At 49.7% G+C, this 16,081-nt stretch carries 11 protein-coding genes; 8 read left to right on the forward strand and 3 right to left on the reverse strand.

What is annotated here, in order from left to right; all coding sequences use genetic code 11:
- Nucleotides 1-93 precede the first annotated feature (93 nt).
- Nucleotides 94-2,289, forward strand: coding sequence for a polyphosphate kinase 1 (ppk1, locus tag EHT25_RS17780; RefSeq protein WP_124876480.1), 2,196 nt, complete (start codon nucleotides 94-96; stop codon nucleotides 2,287-2,289).
- A gap of 102 nt (nucleotides 2,290-2,391) precedes the next feature.
- On the opposite strand, the gene EHT25_RS17785 is transcribed toward ppk1, so the two are convergent.
- Nucleotides 2,392-3,990: a hypothetical protein gene (locus EHT25_RS17785; protein ID WP_124876481.1), complete on the reverse strand. Its 1,599-nt coding sequence runs from the start codon at nucleotides 3,988-3,990 to the stop codon at nucleotides 2,392-2,394.
- A gap of 272 nt (nucleotides 3,991-4,262) precedes the next feature.
- On the opposite strand from EHT25_RS17785, the gene EHT25_RS17790 reads away from it, so the two are divergent.
- Nucleotides 4,263-5,504, forward strand: coding sequence for a NupC/NupG family nucleoside CNT transporter (locus tag EHT25_RS17790; protein ID WP_124876482.1), 1,242 nt, complete (start codon nucleotides 4,263-4,265; stop codon nucleotides 5,502-5,504).
- Nucleotides 5,505-5,617: 113 nt separating this feature from the next.
- Nucleotides 5,618-7,291 (forward strand): fatty acid--CoA ligase, encoded by a 1,674-nt coding sequence (locus tag EHT25_RS17795; RefSeq protein WP_124876483.1) that lies wholly within the window; start codon nucleotides 5,618-5,620, stop codon nucleotides 7,289-7,291.
- Nucleotides 7,292-7,409: 118 nt separating this feature from the next.
- On the opposite strand, the gene EHT25_RS17800 is transcribed toward EHT25_RS17795, so the two are convergent.
- A complete protein-coding gene (locus EHT25_RS17800) occupies nucleotides 7,410-7,973 on the reverse strand; it encodes a dihydrofolate reductase family protein (protein WP_124876484.1) in 564 nt (187 codons plus the stop codon).
- A gap of 177 nt (nucleotides 7,974-8,150) precedes the next feature.
- Nucleotides 8,151-8,717, reverse strand: a complete 567-nt coding sequence (locus EHT25_RS17805) for a DUF1697 domain-containing protein (RefSeq protein WP_124876485.1) — start codon at nucleotides 8,715-8,717, stop codon at nucleotides 8,151-8,153.
- 339 nt (nucleotides 8,718-9,056) lie between these two features.
- Between EHT25_RS17805 and EHT25_RS17810 the strand changes: the two genes are divergently transcribed.
- The 5 genes from EHT25_RS17810 to EHT25_RS17830 all read left to right on the forward strand — a co-directional run bounded on the left by EHT25_RS17810 (nucleotide 9,057) and on the right by EHT25_RS17830 (nucleotide 16,069).
- On the forward strand, nucleotides 9,057-9,452 hold the full coding sequence (locus EHT25_RS17810; RefSeq protein ID WP_124876486.1) for a hypothetical protein: 396 nt from the start codon (nucleotides 9,057-9,059) through the stop codon (nucleotides 9,450-9,452).
- 141 nt (nucleotides 9,453-9,593) lie between these two features.
- Complete coding sequence (locus EHT25_RS17815; RefSeq protein WP_124876487.1) at nucleotides 9,594-10,745, forward strand: efflux RND transporter periplasmic adaptor subunit; 1,152 nt, start codon at nucleotides 9,594-9,596, stop codon at nucleotides 10,743-10,745.
- A gap of 108 nt (nucleotides 10,746-10,853) precedes the next feature.
- The gene (locus EHT25_RS17820) at nucleotides 10,854-14,042 is read left to right on the forward strand and encodes an efflux RND transporter permease subunit (protein WP_124876488.1); all 3,189 of its coding nucleotides are present in this window, start codon (nucleotides 10,854-10,856) and stop codon (nucleotides 14,040-14,042) included.
- Nucleotides 14,020-15,477 (forward strand): TolC family protein, encoded by a 1,458-nt coding sequence (locus EHT25_RS17825; protein ID WP_124876489.1) that lies wholly within the window; start codon nucleotides 14,020-14,022, stop codon nucleotides 15,475-15,477. The genes EHT25_RS17820 and EHT25_RS17825 overlap by 23 nt, the downstream gene beginning before the upstream one ends.
- Before the next feature lie 94 nt (nucleotides 15,478-15,571).
- Nucleotides 15,572-16,069, forward strand: coding sequence for a metallophosphoesterase family protein (locus tag EHT25_RS17830; protein ID WP_124876490.1), 498 nt, complete (start codon nucleotides 15,572-15,574; stop codon nucleotides 16,067-16,069).
- Nucleotides 16,070-16,081: the final 12 nt, after the last annotated feature.

The following is a 16,081-nucleotide window of genomic DNA, read 5'->3' on the forward strand; positions in this document are numbered from 1 at the left end:
AATATAGAAAGAAAGGGTTCTTTCGGAGGGCTTTTCTCGTTTTTCTCAGGTCGTAAAGTAACTTTACCGTTGGAATCGGAAGACGGTAAGGCCATGAAAATAAATGAAAAGCTGGCGAACGTAATCGACCAGAGCAATTACATCAGCCGTGACCTGAGCTGGCTGAAATTCAATGCGCGGGTGCTCGACCAGGCTCGTAATCCCGAACGTCATTTGCTCGACCGACTCAAGTTTCTGGCCATAACGGCCTCAAACCTGGACGAGTTTTTCACCATTCGCATCGGCAGCCTCTACAACTACCTCGACTACGGAAAAGAGCGCGTCGATTATTCCGGTTTGCGGGAAATCCCGTTCCGGAAAGCCCTGATGACGGCGGCTCAGCAGTTCAGTAAAGACCAATTGGCGGTTTTCGGCGAACTGAAAACCTCGTTCAAAGACATTGATTTTCGGTTTATCGGACTCAATGACCTGACCGAAGAAGAACGGGCGAAGGCGGTTGATTATTTCGACCGGACCATCTACCCGATGCTGACGCCGATGGTGTACGACTACACGCATACGTTTCCGATCTTGCTGGCGAAGGTCCTGATTTTTAGCGTTGTTACGCAGGACCCGAACCGCCCGGTCAAAGCCGGGGATGACGATGAAAACCAGCGCTTATCCTTCGTTCAGATTCCAGCCAACCTGCCACGTTTCATGCCGTTTGAACGAACTGACGAAACGTGTTTTCTGCCCATCGAAGAAATTATCCGGCAGGAAATCAAGAAGTTATACCGGAACGTAGAAATCGATTCGGTCAATCTGATGCGGATTACCCGAAACGGTGATTTTACCCTGGAAGAAAGTGATGATATCGAAACTGACTTCATCGACGAAATCAAGCAGAAAATCAAAAACCGCCGGCTCGGTCGGGTCGTTCGGGTTGAAATTGAACCCAATGCGTCGGACTGGATGATCAATTTGCTTAAAAAGCGTTGGGAAATCGATGATTACAACTTTTTTGAAAATGCCGAGCTGATCGATTACACGAGCCTCTGGCAGGTTATCAGACATCCGGAATTCCGTGACGAGCTGCCGGCACCTCCTGCACCGGTTCCGGCCCTGGGCATGCGCCGGGAGAAAAATACAGACATTTTCGAGTTGATGAAGGAGCGCGATATCCTGCTGCATCACCCTTACAACAACTTTGAACCCGTAATTTCGTTACTAGAACAAGCCGCCGAAGATCCGAACGTTCTGGCGATCAAGTTGACAATCTATCGGTTAGCCAAGCGATCGCGCGTAACGGAAGCCTTGCTGAAAGCTGCCGAAAATGGCAAACACGTTTCCGTTTTGTTCGAAGTAAAAGCCCGGTTTGACGAAGAAAATAACATTCGGGAGGCCCAACGGCTGCAAAAAGCCGGGTGTTTTGTGATTTACGGAATCAGTAGTTATAAGACACATACAAAACTGCTGTTGATCGTTCGCAACGAAGGGCAACGGGTGGTTCGGTACGCGCATTTGTCGAGTGGAAACTATAACGAAGAGACATCGAAGCTGTATACCGACATTGGTCTGTTGACGACCGACGAGGTTTATACGCACGATATTTCGGAGTTTTTCAATGTCATTACCGGACATTCTCTGCCCAACGATTACCAATATTTGATTACGGCACCACGCGACATGCGAAAGAGGCTCGTCAAGCTCATCCGGGCCGAAGCCGAGAATGCCAGTCAGGGTTTGCCGAGCGGTATTTGCATTAAAATCAATTCACTGGAGGACCAGGAAGTCATTGACGAACTGTATAAAGCGTCGCAGGCGGGTGTCCCCATCCGACTCATCGTACGTGGCATTTGTTGTTTACGGCCACACCGTCAGGGATTGAGCGAAAACATTACCGTTCGATCGATTGTCGGTGACTTTCTGGAACACACGCGACTGTTTTATTTCCACAATAATGACGATCCGAAGATTTACGGGGGAAGTGCCGACGTGATGGTTCGTAGCTTCGACCGTCGCATCGAATCCTTGTTTTTGCTGGTCGACAAACGGGTGAAACAACAGGCCATTCACCTGTTAGATTACAATCTGCGCGATAATGTCAACGCGTACGAACTCCACGAGGATGGCGAATACGTGAAGTGTTGCGTGGAAGAAGAAACCGAACAACCCTTCAATATTCAGAAAAGATTCTTCGAAGTCACGCAGAAGGAAGTCATGCAGGCCAAGTTATTCGTCAACGAAAAACCGCTCGAACCGGAACCAGCGGTGGAGCAGCCGGAAGCGGCCGAAGAGGTGCATGAGTAATCGTTATCGTTTACGGTATTCAGTTTTCGGTAGCTGACGCAAGCTTTAATAAGAACGCGTAAGCCACCGTAAACTGAATACTGTAAATCGATCACCGATAGCTTATTTACAAAATTCCGGCGATGCAATTTCAAATGCCAGACGGTTATTGTCCGGTACAAAATGCGTTTGTTCCAGTGGCCAGGTCGCTCCGCCGTCGGTACTAACCCGAATAGCATACGGTTTTTTTAGCTGCAGTTTATAAGACATCGCATTAGGATTTTTCCGTTCCAGCGTAACCAGGTCATGCCATTCCCGTTTGCCTTCCACACTATATTGTAACCTGATTCTGGCTGGTAATAACGACTCATTGAGTTTGGTGGGAGGGGGGCAAACGAAATCAAAACTTACGGTAATGGCCGGCGGAACCGCCAATTTTTGCAAATCCAATGTCTGCGGAGTTGGGTTGCAGCTTACTAAAGGGGCGGTTTCGAACAGCGGTTGACCCGGATCACCGGTGCTGTAGGCATCATTATAATTGTAAATCCGCAATTGTACTTTTTGATTCTGACGCAGGTGCGTCAACGTGATGCGTTCGCCGTTATTTAAAAAGGTATAAAAAGAACTTAATTCCTGTTTCGTGTCGGCATCCACGACTTTGCATAAATACCGGATATCGACCTGATTGAATTTGCTGCTTACCCTAAAAACCGGTCCTTCGTCACAAACCGCCTGCGTCCAGCCAGCTACCCATAATTCAGGATGAGCGATGCTGATTTTACACTCCAATTGATTTGTGGATGCATTCCGGGTTACAGCAACCGGATTTTCCTGGTGCCAACGACCCGTAAACCGGTTATACCGCCAGAATGGAATCGCATCACTCGCTTGAATGGAACGACCTACTGTCGGATTGATCAGTTCCGGATTGAGCGTCATCGTGCATAAAACCGGTCTTGAGACCTCTTGCGCCATTCGGAACTGATCATCATACAATTCCAGTGAAAAAACACCCGCAATCTGACTGAATTGCTGCGAGCCCAGGTCTTTTCCGTCTAAACCCGCAACGGCAGCCATGACCGAACCTGTAGGCAAGAAACTGGCGGGTGAATTGCTCCGGTTTTCGATATGGGTAAGGGCTGCGGTGAAAGGTCCGGCCAACGCTGTTCCAGTAGCGTCCGTGAGTTCGGAGCCGGGAGCGATTACCGCCGTCATATTGTCTTTTTTCTGGTTAATCACCGGAGTTACGGCGATTAAACCGGCGGCTGGTTTAACCCCGGTAAGCTGCGTTGCCGATACATGGAATGGCGGATCCGTCAACTTGAGCCAGGCTGGCGATACCGTATGTCGGCTCGTATCAGTCAATTGAACAGGTTGAATAATGTCCAGATAGTCAGGCGCTTGTGCAACAATGAAGAAGTTGAGCGGATTTGTATTCGAATAATCGGATTCGGGCGAAGCCGCCAGAATCAGTACGCCGTCTTCATTTATTTTAAAATGAGTCGTGTTTAGCGTGGTCACAACCGCGTCGGCATCGGGCCCCGCCAGTGTCAATTTAACGGATTTTGGAATTGTTCCTTTCAAACTCCGGAACCGCACCTCCACAATTCCTTTTTCGATCGGATCTTTAAAACCAATCGACACATTTTCCAGCGGATTCTGACAGCAGTTGGTCAATAGTAGGAAAACCGTTACCGTCAATGAAGTCAGAATGTTTTTCATATTTGTCTATTAAACAGGGGTAGGAATTGTTTAATATGTTAATAGTCAACATAAATATTATAACAAATGATACTGTTTTTTGTCTGTTAATTTTTTCAGTAAAATGAATCTGATTGGTACCGAATAAACACGTTTGGATGAGTAGAATAAAATTGGAAATAAAGCTTACAGGCAAGAAAAAGCGGATTATTCGCATTCGAGACCAGGCATTCCTTCTTATCTTCACAAGTTTTTTGTAAACTACCGTACACGTAAACTAATCGACTTATTGAATGAGCCGTTTTACCGGACTGATCGGCATCGCACTGATTTTGGGCATTTCGTATGCCATGTCAAACAACCGCAAAGCAATCAATTACCGAACGGTAGGCGTTGGCCTGCTACTTCAATTTGGACTGGCGGTTTTTATTCTGAAAACAGACATTGGACAACAGATTTTTCAGACACTGGGGCAATTTGTTGACCGGCTTCTTCAGAAATCCGTTCGGGGTGCCGAGTTTGTTTTTTCTCCCCTCGTAAACCGCGAACTGCTCAGCAAAGCATTTGGTCCCGAAAACGGCTTTATTTTCTTCTTTCAGGTTATTCCAACCATCATTTTCGTGGCGGTTCTGGTCAATATTTTCTATCACCTTGGCATCATGCAGCGGGTTGTAGCGGTTTTGGCGCGGGTCATGAAATGGCTGATGGGCGTGAGCGGAGCGGAGGCTTTATCGAACGTGTCGAGTACCTTTGTCGGACAGGTCGAAGCGCAGATCATGATTAAACCGTACCTGAAAACCATGACGAATTCGGAACTGCTGGCATCCATGACTGGTAGTTTTGCCTGTATTGCCGGGGGCGTTCTGGCGGTTTATATTTCACTGGGTGTTCCGGCTCCTTACCTGCTGGCAGCTAGTTTGATGGCTGCACCCGGGGCGCTGGTGATCAGTAAAATTGTTTTTCCCGAAACGGAAGTCTCAGAAACCGAGGGTATTGTAAAATTGGAGATCAAGAAAAGCCACGCCAATTTGCTCGATGCGATTGCTTCCGGTGCCAGCGAAGGACTTAAAGTCGGTTTTAACGTTATTGCCATGTTGATCGGTTTTATTGCCCTAATGGCGCTGATCGACAGTATTTTGTTCCGAATCGGTTACTACATTTTCGGCTTTCCGAACCTGAGTCTCAACTATTTGCTAGGCAATATTTTCTCCATTTTTGCCTGGGCAATGGGCGTTCCTGCAAAGGACGTTCAGGCGGCAGGCTCGCTGATGGGGACCAAAATGGTCGTGAATGAGTTTGTGGCTTACCTCGATTTGGTGAAAATCAAAAGCACTCTCGATCCCAAAACCATCGCCATTACCAGTTTTGCGCTCTGCGGTTTTGCCAACTTTTCATCCATTGCCATTCAGGTCGGCGGGATTGGCGAACTGGCTCCCTCGCGCCGGAGTGATCTGGCTAAACTGGGTTTCAAGGCATTGATCTGCGGAACGCTGGCGTCGTATATGTCGGCTACGCTGGCGGGACTTCTTCTGTAAAATTAAAATCGGCCGGGCGAAAGGAATTGTCTAAAATAATATAATTTTAGCAAGATAATCTTGGCTAAATTTAGCTCTGTTTTCTTTTTTGGGCTATTCCTAAAACCTTTCGAATGACTACTACGAAACTGATTCCGCGAACCGCTTCGTCTCAGGAGCAACCGCTTTTGGTAAAAACACTATTGGCTCAATCGCTTAAGTATGAGCCACATCGGGAGATTTTATACCGCGATCTATTCCGGATGAATTACGTGGAATTCAACCAACGCGTTCGACGGTTGGCCAATTTACTGACTGACGAAGGCGTAAAACCGGGCGATACGGTGGCGGTTTTTGATTGGGATAGCCACCGGTATCTGGAATGCTTTTTTGCCATTCCGTGCATGGGCGCCATTCTGCATACGATCAACGTGCGATTGTCTCCGGCCCAGATTCTGTATTGCATGAACCACGCGGAAGACAAAGTGGTGATTATTCACGAGGATTTCCTACCACTGCTGAATGCGATTAAAAGTCAGTTGACGACCGTCGAAAAAATTATTCTGATTAGCGATAACGTTTATCAAAATCAGGAAGTTACCGTGCCGGACGGTTTTGTCGGTGAATACGAAAGCCTGCTAAAAACCGCTTCGGATCACTACGATTTTCCGGATTTCGACGAAAACACCTGGGCAACTACATTCTACACGACCGGCACAACGGGCAACCCGAAAGGGGTGTATTTTTCGCACCGTCAGTTGTTTATGCACACGATGGGGCTGGTTACCTATATCTGTGGTTACGAAGCCGTTCCGTTTCATCCCAACAATGACGTGTACATGCCGATTACACCCCTGTTTCACGTCCACGCCTGGGGTTTTCCGCTTTTGGCAACGATGCTTTCGGCCAAACAGGTTTATCCGGGGCGGTATGAACCCGATCTGATACTAAAATTATTAACGGAAGAAAAAGTGACGCTTTCGCATTGTGTGCCCACTATTCTGACAATGGTCATCAACTGTCCCGGCATCAAACAGGTGGATTTGAGCCGCTGGAAGGTAATCATCGGCGGATCGGCGCTCACGAAGGGGCTGGCAAAAGCCGCGCTGGAATTGGGTATTCAGGTGTATGCGGGCTACGGTTTGTCCGAAACCGCTCCCATACTTTCGTTGACGTACCTGAACGATGCCGAGCGGGATTTGCCATTCGATGAACAGGTTGAATTCCGGACGCGGGCGGGCCGGATTGCGCCTTTTGTTGACATTCAATTGCAAAATGACGAAGGGGAAGCGGTTCCGCACGACGGGCATTCCCTGGGAGAGTTAACCGTCCGCGGTTCCTGGATGACGCAGGGCTATTACAAGGAGACCGAGCGGGGCGAAGAACTCTGGCGAAGTGGCTGGATGCACACCGGCGACGTGGCTGCCATCACGCCCGACAACTGGATAATTATTGCTGACCGGACCAAAGACGTGATCAAATCCGGGGGCGAGTGGGTTTCGTCGCTGGCCATCGAAAACTGGCTGTCGCAGGTGGAGGGAGTCGCCGAGTCGGCGGTGGTGGGTTTCCCGGACGAGAAATGGGGAGAACGTCCGAATGCGTTGGTCGTTTTAAAACCGGATTTTGTGGGGAACGTTACGGCTGAAACCATAAAAACCGCTTTACAAGTCCACGTTGCAAATGGTGAAATCAATAAATGGTACGTGCCGGATCGGATCGTTATTGTGACAGAAATTCCCAAAACCAGCGTCGGGAAACTTGATAAAAAGAAAATTCGATCTGAAATGAAATCGTTGATTTTATCCTGAAAATTCAGGATAAAATCAACGTAAAAAACAATTTAATCAGCCGTTTCTTTAAGGTTATATTTCTCATGACTGACCGATTTATTTCCTTAAGAACCACATCATTCCAATTCCCGGATTCTCAGGCCGGCTGATAATGCAGGACAACAATTCCGCAGCTAAAAGGCGATGCTTTGACCAGTTTTAGATTGAGTTTCTGATCGATTTCTTTAAAAATGGACATCCCGCTACCAATGGCCGCCGGATTGATAAAAAGGTGATAGTCATCAATTAACCCGTGCTTGATCAGGTCGGAAACAAAACGACCGCCCCCGTAGGCAATCAGGTCCTGGCCCGGCTGGTTTTTCAACTTCGTAACTTCTTCCACCAGGTCGCCGGTTGCCAGTGTAACCTTTTCCCACGGACTGGTTTCCAGGGATTTCGAAAAAACAACTTTGGGCGTTTCGTTCATTTTTTTCGAACCCGGTTCGGCTGTTTCGGGATTGGCAGCCCGTTCGGCCCAGGCCGGAATAAAGCCTTCTGCCAGCACACGGCCCAGCAAAATGCAGTCTACGGGTTCTGTGAGCGCTTTTACGTAGTTCATTAGCTCCTCATCCCAGTTCCACACCAACCAGTCCATTTCGCCGTTTGGCCCGCAGATGAAGCTGTCGAGCGATAATTGGGTTTGCAGTTTTAGCTTTCTCATGTTTTCTTTTTTTACGTACTCACAGCTTTTCGTCCGGGTTTTCCAACCATTCGGTGGGTTAAAAACACCGACTAATGTCCGTGGGTACAATACAAAAATACGGTTGGAAAATGGATTGGAACGGGTGTGAAAACGACAATTTACGGTGGAAATCCGACACGTTTTTTGCAGAACATTTCAGGAATTCAGGCGCTCCTTTGCCGTCGATTCCACCATTTTATACAACTCATTGACCGTTCGCCAGTTGCGTGTTGTGGCGGTTACTTTGAGCTTATTTTCAAAAAATGTATTGCTCAGTTTCGTATTTCCATAACCGCCGGGGCAATACACATAAACGTCTTTTCCGACGATGATAAACCGGTCGGAGCCGAACGTGACATTTTTTAGTTTATCGCGGTTTGATTCGCTCGGTATATCCGCCAAAAACGTTACGTGAAGCTTGTCAATTTCAATGTCTTTCTCCTTCAAAAACGGATTGTTTTGCGCAATCTCCGCTAGTTCGGGCTGCGACCGAATGAGTACCGGCACCTGAAAACTGTAGGCATCAACGATCTTTTTTTCGATCTGCCGGATTTGTTCTTCCTGGTTGCCCACTTCCTGATTAAACACAATATTCCCGCTTTGAATATAAGTCTTGACCTGCGTGCAGTTCAGATCCTCAAACAGACTTTTTAACCCGGCCATCGGTATTTTTTTTTGACCGTTTACATTGATACCGCGCAGGATGGCCAGATAGGTTTTCATGATTTTTTGGAAGGTTCGTATTTCAAATTCTCAGCTAAGATCAGCACTTTTTCTGATTTTGATCCCACCAGTCTGCGAACTCTTTTGCGTGATCGGTGTTTACTTTTAAATGGCTGTAATTAAATGCGTTACTACGCAGAATGTTCATCAATCGAAAAAACCGGTTGCCGAACCTGCGGGGTTGGCGCAAGGTTGCTGCAAAGGTCCGGACAGCACCTAAATTGTAATGATCGGAGAAAAAGCAGTAACTATTTGCCATATTTGGCCTTTTGTTGAAATAATAGTTGCATATTTCCGATATAAGTGTTTAAATTGATAGTGTATTCTTTATAAGAAGAAATGAGTAAACGGCGAAAAAACTTCTTTCTGCACCGGTTATTCTGTTGGTTAATGGCGTTGCACATCATCAACATTAGCGTTGACGTGCCCGAACATTATTCCCACCGATTGATTCATGGTGCCCAAAAAGAAGATTTATCCGTTAACCGAATTGAAAGTATCGGAGAATTGGTTCTGGAAAACTGGCTGGGTATCATCGACGCCGTTCCGGAACAGGACGATACTAAAGAAGAATCCGATGTCGCCAACATCGAGCATGATTACTTCTTTGCACCACTCTTTGCCTTTGAACTGAAACCGGTTTTCTGGCATCTCATTTCCCGACCCGTTCGGCTACTGTCGATCCGCGTGTTTTCGCACGTTCAGGAGATCACGTCCCCGCCACCTCAGCACTGATTTCGATCCGCATTGGCGGCAATTCGTGCACTAGCGTACTACAAAACCAGGTTACTTCCGATTAACAGGCCGGACGGGCATCCCTCACGGATGAACCACGTCGTGGCTTATCGTTACGCTTAACTTGAAAACATACCCCTTATGAAAGCATACATTCTTGTAAGCTCGCTGCTAGTCAGTGTTTTACTGAGCAGTTGTGGCAATCAGACCGAAGAAAAAGCCGAGGTTGAGAAACCGGCGCTACCCATATTTGAAATCACCCGGCAATCGACCACCCTGCAACGGGAATATGCCGGCAACGTTGAAGCCGTTCGAAACGTCGAGGTTCGCGCCCGGGTCAGCGGTTTTCTGGATAAAATTCTCGTGGACGAAGGCCGTCAGGTGAAGAAAGGCCAATTGCTGTTTCAGATCAATCAGGCTGAATATCAGGCGGAGCTGGCCAAAGCCCGCGCCAATCTGAAAAGCGCGACGGCCGAGGCCAAAACCGCCGAAGTCGAACTGGGCCGGGTTCGGTTGCTGGTCGATAAAAAGGTGATTTCGGCCTCCGAACTCGAATTGTCTAAATCCAAGCTGGATGCGGCTAAAGCGGCCATTGAAGAGGCTCAGTCGGCTCAGGACAACGCGTCGCTGCGGTTGGCGCACGCCAGCATCCGGGCACCGTTCGATGGCGTGATCAACCGGATTCCGTTCAAAATGGGGAGTCTGATCGAAGAAGGCACGCTGCTGACCACGGTTTCGGACATTCAGGAAGTCTACGCGTACTTCCACGTTTCGGAAAAAGAATACCTGGAATACATTAAAAAAGGCAAAAACAGCCGGAATGGGCAGGAAGTTACCCTGTTGCTGGCCGACGATTCGCCGTATAAACAGCCGGGAAAAATTGAAACCATGGAAAGCGTCTTCGACGACGGCTCCGGGACGATTGCGTTCCGCGCCCGGTTTCCAAACCCGGACAAAGTATTGAAACACGGTGCGACGGGCAAAATCCGCCTGAGAAACGAAGTTGATAACGCCGTTTTGGTACCGCAAAAGGCGGTTTTTGAAATTCAGGATAAAAACTACGTCTACGTGGTCGATGCATCCAACAAAGTGAAGATGCGAAGCTTCGTACCCCAAAACCGGGTGGCCCAGTTCTACCTCGTGAAATCCGGCCTGGAACCGGGCGAGAAAGTGGTTTACGAGGGCATTCAGAATATCCGCGACGGCATGCAAATTGTTCCGCAGGCCCTGTCTGCCGAAAGTCTGCTGACCTTAAACCCCGCTAAATCCGAAACGCAGGTGGTTGCCAATTAACCGGCTGAGCTTTCCGATCGCTACATCCATCTCTACACCTCCAAGCAGCCTTGTGTCGTACCCGCGGTCACAGGGTGGCCGCATTGTAGATTTCACTATCGCTTACTTATGTTTAACACCTTCATAAAAAGGCCTTTACTCTCCGCCGTGATCTCGGTTTTGATTACGTTGCTGGGCGTATTGTCGCTGATGAATTTACCCGTTACCCAATTTCCGGACATTGTGCCGCCTTCGGTGGTCGTAACCGCCAATTATACCGGGGCCAATGCCGAAGTGAGTACCAAAGCCGTAGCCATGCCACTGGAGCGGGCAATTAACGGCGTCCCGAATATGACGTACATGACCGCCATTTCGGGAAATGATGGCTCCACCCTGATTCAGGTTTTCTTCAAAGTCGGGACCGATCCGGATCTGGCTGCGGTCAACGTTCAAAACCGGGTGACAACGGTGTTGGATGAACTTCCCGAAGAGGTAATCAAAGCCGGGGTTACGACCGAAAAAGAAGTTAATAGTATGCTGCTGTACCTTAATTTGATCAGCAGCGATTCCACCGCTGACGAAAAATTCATTTACAACTTTGCCGATATCAATATCTTGGCCGAACTCAAGCGCATCGATGGCGTTGGTTTTGTCGATATTCTGGGCGCGCGGGAATACTCGATGCGGGTTTGGCTCAAACCGGATCGCATGACGGCGTACGAGGTTTCGGCTGATGATGTCGTGGCGGCAATCCGCGAACAAAACGTGGAGGCCGCACCGGGAAAAGCCGGTGAAAGTGCCGACCGCGACGCGCAGGTTTTGCAGTACGTGTTGCGCTACACGGGCAAATTTATTGAACCGACGCAGTACGAAAATATCGTGATCCGGACGCAGGATGATGGATCGATTTTGCGCCTGAAAGACGTGGCCGAAGTGGAATTTGGCTCGCTGGATTACGGAATTCTGTCCAAGAACGACGGGCGGCCCTCGGCGGCTATCATGCTCAAACAGCGCCCCGGTTCCAATGCGCAGGAAGTTATCCAAAATGTGAAAAACCGCCTGGCGGAGTTGAAAGAAACGACTTTTCCGCCGGGTATGACCTATAATTTTGCTTACGATGTTTCGCGCTTTCTGGACGCTTCGATTCACGAAGTGGTCCGGACGTTGTTCGAAGCGTTCATTCTGGTATTTATCGTCGTTTTTTTATTCCTGCAGGACTGGCGCTCGACGCTGATCTGTGCGCTGGCGGTTCCGGTGGCGCTGGTCGGTACGTTTGCGTTTATGGATGTGATCGGTTTTTCGGTTAACCTCCTTACTCTCTTTGCGTTAGTATTGGCGATCGGGATTGTGGTCGATAATGCGATTGTGGTGGTGGAAGCCGTTCACGCCAAAATGACCGAAGAGCACCTGACTCCGCGCGCGGCCACGTTTGCAGCCATGAAAGAAATCAGCGGGGCCATTGTTGCCATCACGCTGGTAATGTCGGCAGTTTTTATTCCGGTCGCCTTTCTGTCGGGGCCGGTGGGTATTTTTTACCGGCAATTCTCACTGACGCTGGCCATCTCGATTGTCATTTCGGGGATCAATGCCGTGACGCTGACCCCCGCTTTGTGCGCTTTGTTACTGCGTCCGGTCCACGGTGAACAAAAAGGATTGTTAGGGCGGTTTTTTGCCGGATTTAATCGCGGGTACGAATCGCTGGCCGGCAAATACCGGCGCGGTCTGCGCCCGTTTGTAACGCGGGGCGTTGTAACCTGGGGCGTTCTGCTGCTGTTTTTTGTGGCAACCTGGGGGATCAATACCATTCTTCCCGCCGGTTTTATTCCCACAGAAGATCAGGGGATGATTTACGTAAACGTGACGACACCCGTTGGAGCGACCGTTGAGCGGACGGAGGAAGTAATGGATTTGGTTCAGCAGGCGGCTTCCAAACTGGAGTCTGTCGAAAACGTTTCCACATTGGCGGGTCTGAGTCTGATGACCGACGGTGCGGGGGCGTCCTATGGGATGGGCATGATCAACCTCAAAAGCTGGGACGAACGGAAAGAATCGGTTGACGATGTGATTGCGATTCTGGCCGAAAAAACCAAAAACATCAACGACGCCAGCATCCAGTTCTTTTCTCCGCCCACGGTACCCGGTTTCGGTAATTCGAGCGGTTTCGAAATCCGGCTGCAGGACCGGACCCGGAGCGATAATTTGCAAAAGACAAAACAGGTAACCGATCAGTTTATCGCGGAACTGGAAAAGAGGCCGGAAATCAGCCGGGTTTTCACCAGTTTCGACCCCAGTTTTCCCCAATATGTGCTGCATGTGGATCAGGATAAAGCTGCTCAGAAAGGCGTTTCCATCGACAATGCCATGAGTACACTCCAGACGCTGATGGGGAGTTTTTACGCGTCGAACTTCATCCGGTTCAATCAGATGTATAAGGTGATGGTTCAGGCTGCGCCCAAATACCGGGCCAAACCCGAAGATGTGCTGAACTTGCGGGTGAAGAACAAACAGGGCGAAATGGTGCCGTATTCCAATTTTATCACGATGGAACGCGTCTACGGGCCGGAGCAGCTGACCCGCTATAACATGTTTACTTCGGCCATGATCAACGGTGAATCGGCACCCGGTTACAGCAGTGGGGACGCCATCAAAGCCATTCAGGAAGTGGCGAAGGAAAAACTGCCGCGCGGTTTTGCGTTCGACTGGTCGGGTATGACGCGCGAGGAAGTGCTGTCGGGCGATCAGGCGATCTGGATTTTTGTCATCTGTCTGGTGTTTGTGTACCTTCTGCTGGTCGCGCAGTACGAAAGCCTGTTTTTGCCGTTAGCGGTTTTGCTGTCGCTGCCCGCCGGAATATTCGGGTCATTTCTGTGTCTGCAGCTGGCCGGTTTGCAAAACAACATTTACGCACAGGTTTCGCTGGTCATGCTTATCGGGTTGCTGGGTAAAAACGCGATTCTGATTGTTGAATTTGCGCATCAGAAGCAGCAGGAAGGGTTGTCGATTCTGAAGGCTGCGATGGAAGGGGCGCTGTCGCGTTTGCGTCCAATTCTGATGACTTCCTTTGCGTTCATTGCCGGACTGATTCCGCTCTGTATTGCTTCGGGGGCGGGCGCGCTCGGAAACCGCTCCATTGGTACGGCGGCTGCGGGCGGGATGTTCATCGGTACGGTTTTCGGGCTTTTCCTCATCCCCGGACTGTACGTGGCTTTTGCCAAACTCGCCAAACTGCTCCAGTCAAAATCGCCCCGGGACGACGACTCGGATCGGGCTCCGGTATTCACTCAAACTCACGAAAATGGCACAACCATTCATTCATAAATCGAGTATTCAACGACTTATCTTTTTCATTGCCCCGGTTTTCGTGCTGAACAGTTGCCGGGTTGCCGAACCACTGCGATTACCCAACGCGAGACCGTTGCCGACTTCTTTTTCCGGAAATACGGATTCAACGACCATCGGCAGTCTGGACTGGAAAGCATTTTTTTCGGATTCGGATCTGGAAAGCCTGATTGACACGGCGCTGGCCCGGAATCCGGATTTGCAGATGGCCACCCAGCGCATTGAAATGGCCCGGGCCAATTTTGAGTACACCCGGGGTGCGTTGGTTCCCTCCGTCAACGCGGTTGCCGCCGTTGGCGTCGATCGGTTTGGGCAATATACGCTGAACGGCGTTGGCAATTTCGATACCAATCTGTCGCCCAACATCAAGGGTGATAAGCGGATTCCCACCGTAACGCCCGATTACTTTCTGGGTTTTCGGAGCAATTGGGAGATTGATCTGTGGGGTAAACTCCGAAACCGCAAACGAGCCGCTTACGTCCGCTTTCTGGCAACGGAAAAAGGGCGTCATCTGATCACTACTTCGCTCATTTCCGAAGTCGCCCGGCTGTATTACAGCCTTCTGGCGCTGGACAGTGAGCTGGAAATTATCCGCGAAAATGAAGCTTTGCAACGGCGGGCTTCCGAACTGGTCGTGGTGCAGAAAGCCGCCGGTCGGGTGACCGAACTGGCGGTGCAGCAATTCAACGCCCAGTTGCTCAATACCCGGGGGCTGGAAGCGCAGGTGCAGCAGCAGATTGTAGAAGCTGAAAACCAGTTGAATCAATTGCTGGGGCGGTTTCCGCAGCGGATTCCGCGCAGCAAAACCATCAGCTACCAGGAGCTTCCAGCCCGGGTCTCGGCGGGCATTCCGAGTCAGATGTTACGCCGTCGACCGGATATTCAACAGGCTGAACTCGCGATGGAAGCCGCTAACATCGACGTGGAAGTGGCCCGCGCCGAATTTCTGCCTTCGCTGAACCTGACGCCATACGTCGGTCTGAATGCGTTCCGGGCGTCGGTTTTGCTGGACCCTGCTTCGCTGGCCTTCGGGTTGGTGGGTGGCCTGGCAGCTCCGGTTTTCAACCGACGTTATCTGAAATCGAATTACTCGTTGAGCGTCGCGCAAAGTCGGGAAGCTTTTTATGGGTACCAGAAAACCGTATTGACCGGTTTTAGTGAAGTGATGACCAGTCTGCGGGGCATTGAAAATTACCGGAAAGTGGCCGATTTGCAGGATCAGGAAGTGAAGGTGTTGGGGCAGGCCGCGACAATTTCTGACGAATTATTTGCCACCGGTTACGCGTCTTATCTGGAAGTAATCACGGCGCAGCGGAGTGTACTGGCGGCCGAACTGTCGTTGATCAATACGAAACGGGCGCAGTTTCTGTCAGTCATTGATTTGTACCGGGCGTTGGGTGGGGGTTGGAAGTAATCTTATGTTATTTCACAGGGTTAATCAGGGAAAATCAGAGGTTATCAGGGAGTCTCTGATTAACTTTGATTTTCTCCGATAACCCCTGTGTAACTTGATCCGAATCGGCCTGCTTTCCGACACCCACGGTTTTTTGGACCCGCAAATCTTCACCCACTTCGCGCAGTGCGACGAAATCTGGCACGCGGGGGATGTGGGCTCCGTCAAAATCATCGACGAATTAAAGGCTTTCAAACCGTTTCGGGGCGTTTACGGAAACATCGACGACAAAGCTGTGGCCTACGAATGTCCCGAGAACCAGCGGTTTGAGCTGGAAGGCTTATCCATCTGGATGACCCATATCGGGGGTACTCCACCCCGGTATAATCCTATTGTTCGGCCCAATCTGCTGATGCATCCGCCAGATGTATTTATCTGTGGGCATTCCCATATTTTGAAAGTTACCCGCGATCCGAAAATCAATAACCTGTTGTTTATCAACCCCGGAGCAGCCGGGAAACACGGTTTTCATTCGGTGCGAACGTGCCTTCGATTTACGCTTGATGTGGGTCGTGTAACGGACATGGAAGTGATAGAATTGGGTACGCGGTAAATAAAGTTGCCA

This window comes from Larkinella rosea, from assembly GCF_003858635.1.
GTDB classification, from domain to species: Bacteria; Bacteroidota; Bacteroidia; order Cytophagales; family Spirosomataceae; genus Larkinella; species Larkinella rosea.

Excerpts from the sequence above, each read along its gene's own strand:
- EHT25_RS17810 (WP_124876486.1), top strand. The coding sequence starts at position 9,057 with ATGAGTAAACGGCGAAAAAACTTCTTTCTGCACCGGTTATTCTGTTGG.
- EHT25_RS17815 (WP_124876487.1), top strand. The coding sequence starts at position 9,594 with ATGAAAGCATACATTCTTGTAAGCTCGCTGCTAGTCAGTGTTTTACTG.
- EHT25_RS17800 (WP_124876484.1), bottom strand. The coding sequence starts at position 7,973 with ATGAGAAAGCTAAAACTGCAAACCCAATTATCGCTCGACAGCTTCATC.
- EHT25_RS17785 (WP_124876481.1), bottom strand. The coding sequence starts at position 3,990 with ATGAAAAACATTCTGACTTCATTGACGGTAACGGTTTTCCTACTATTG.
- EHT25_RS17820 (WP_124876488.1), top strand. The coding sequence starts at position 10,854 with ATGTTTAACACCTTCATAAAAAGGCCTTTACTCTCCGCCGTGATCTCG.
- EHT25_RS17825 (WP_124876489.1), top strand. The coding sequence starts at position 14,020 with ATGGCACAACCATTCATTCATAAATCGAGTATTCAACGACTTATCTTT.
- EHT25_RS17790 (WP_124876482.1), top strand. The coding sequence starts at position 4,263 with ATGAGCCGTTTTACCGGACTGATCGGCATCGCACTGATTTTGGGCATT.
- EHT25_RS17795 (WP_124876483.1), top strand. The coding sequence starts at position 5,618 with ATGACTACTACGAAACTGATTCCGCGAACCGCTTCGTCTCAGGAGCAA.
- EHT25_RS17805 (WP_124876485.1), bottom strand. The coding sequence starts at position 8,717 with ATGAAAACCTATCTGGCCATCCTGCGCGGTATCAATGTAAACGGTCAA.
- ppk1 (WP_124876480.1), top strand. The coding sequence starts at position 94 with ATGAAAATAAATGAAAAGCTGGCGAACGTAATCGACCAGAGCAATTAC.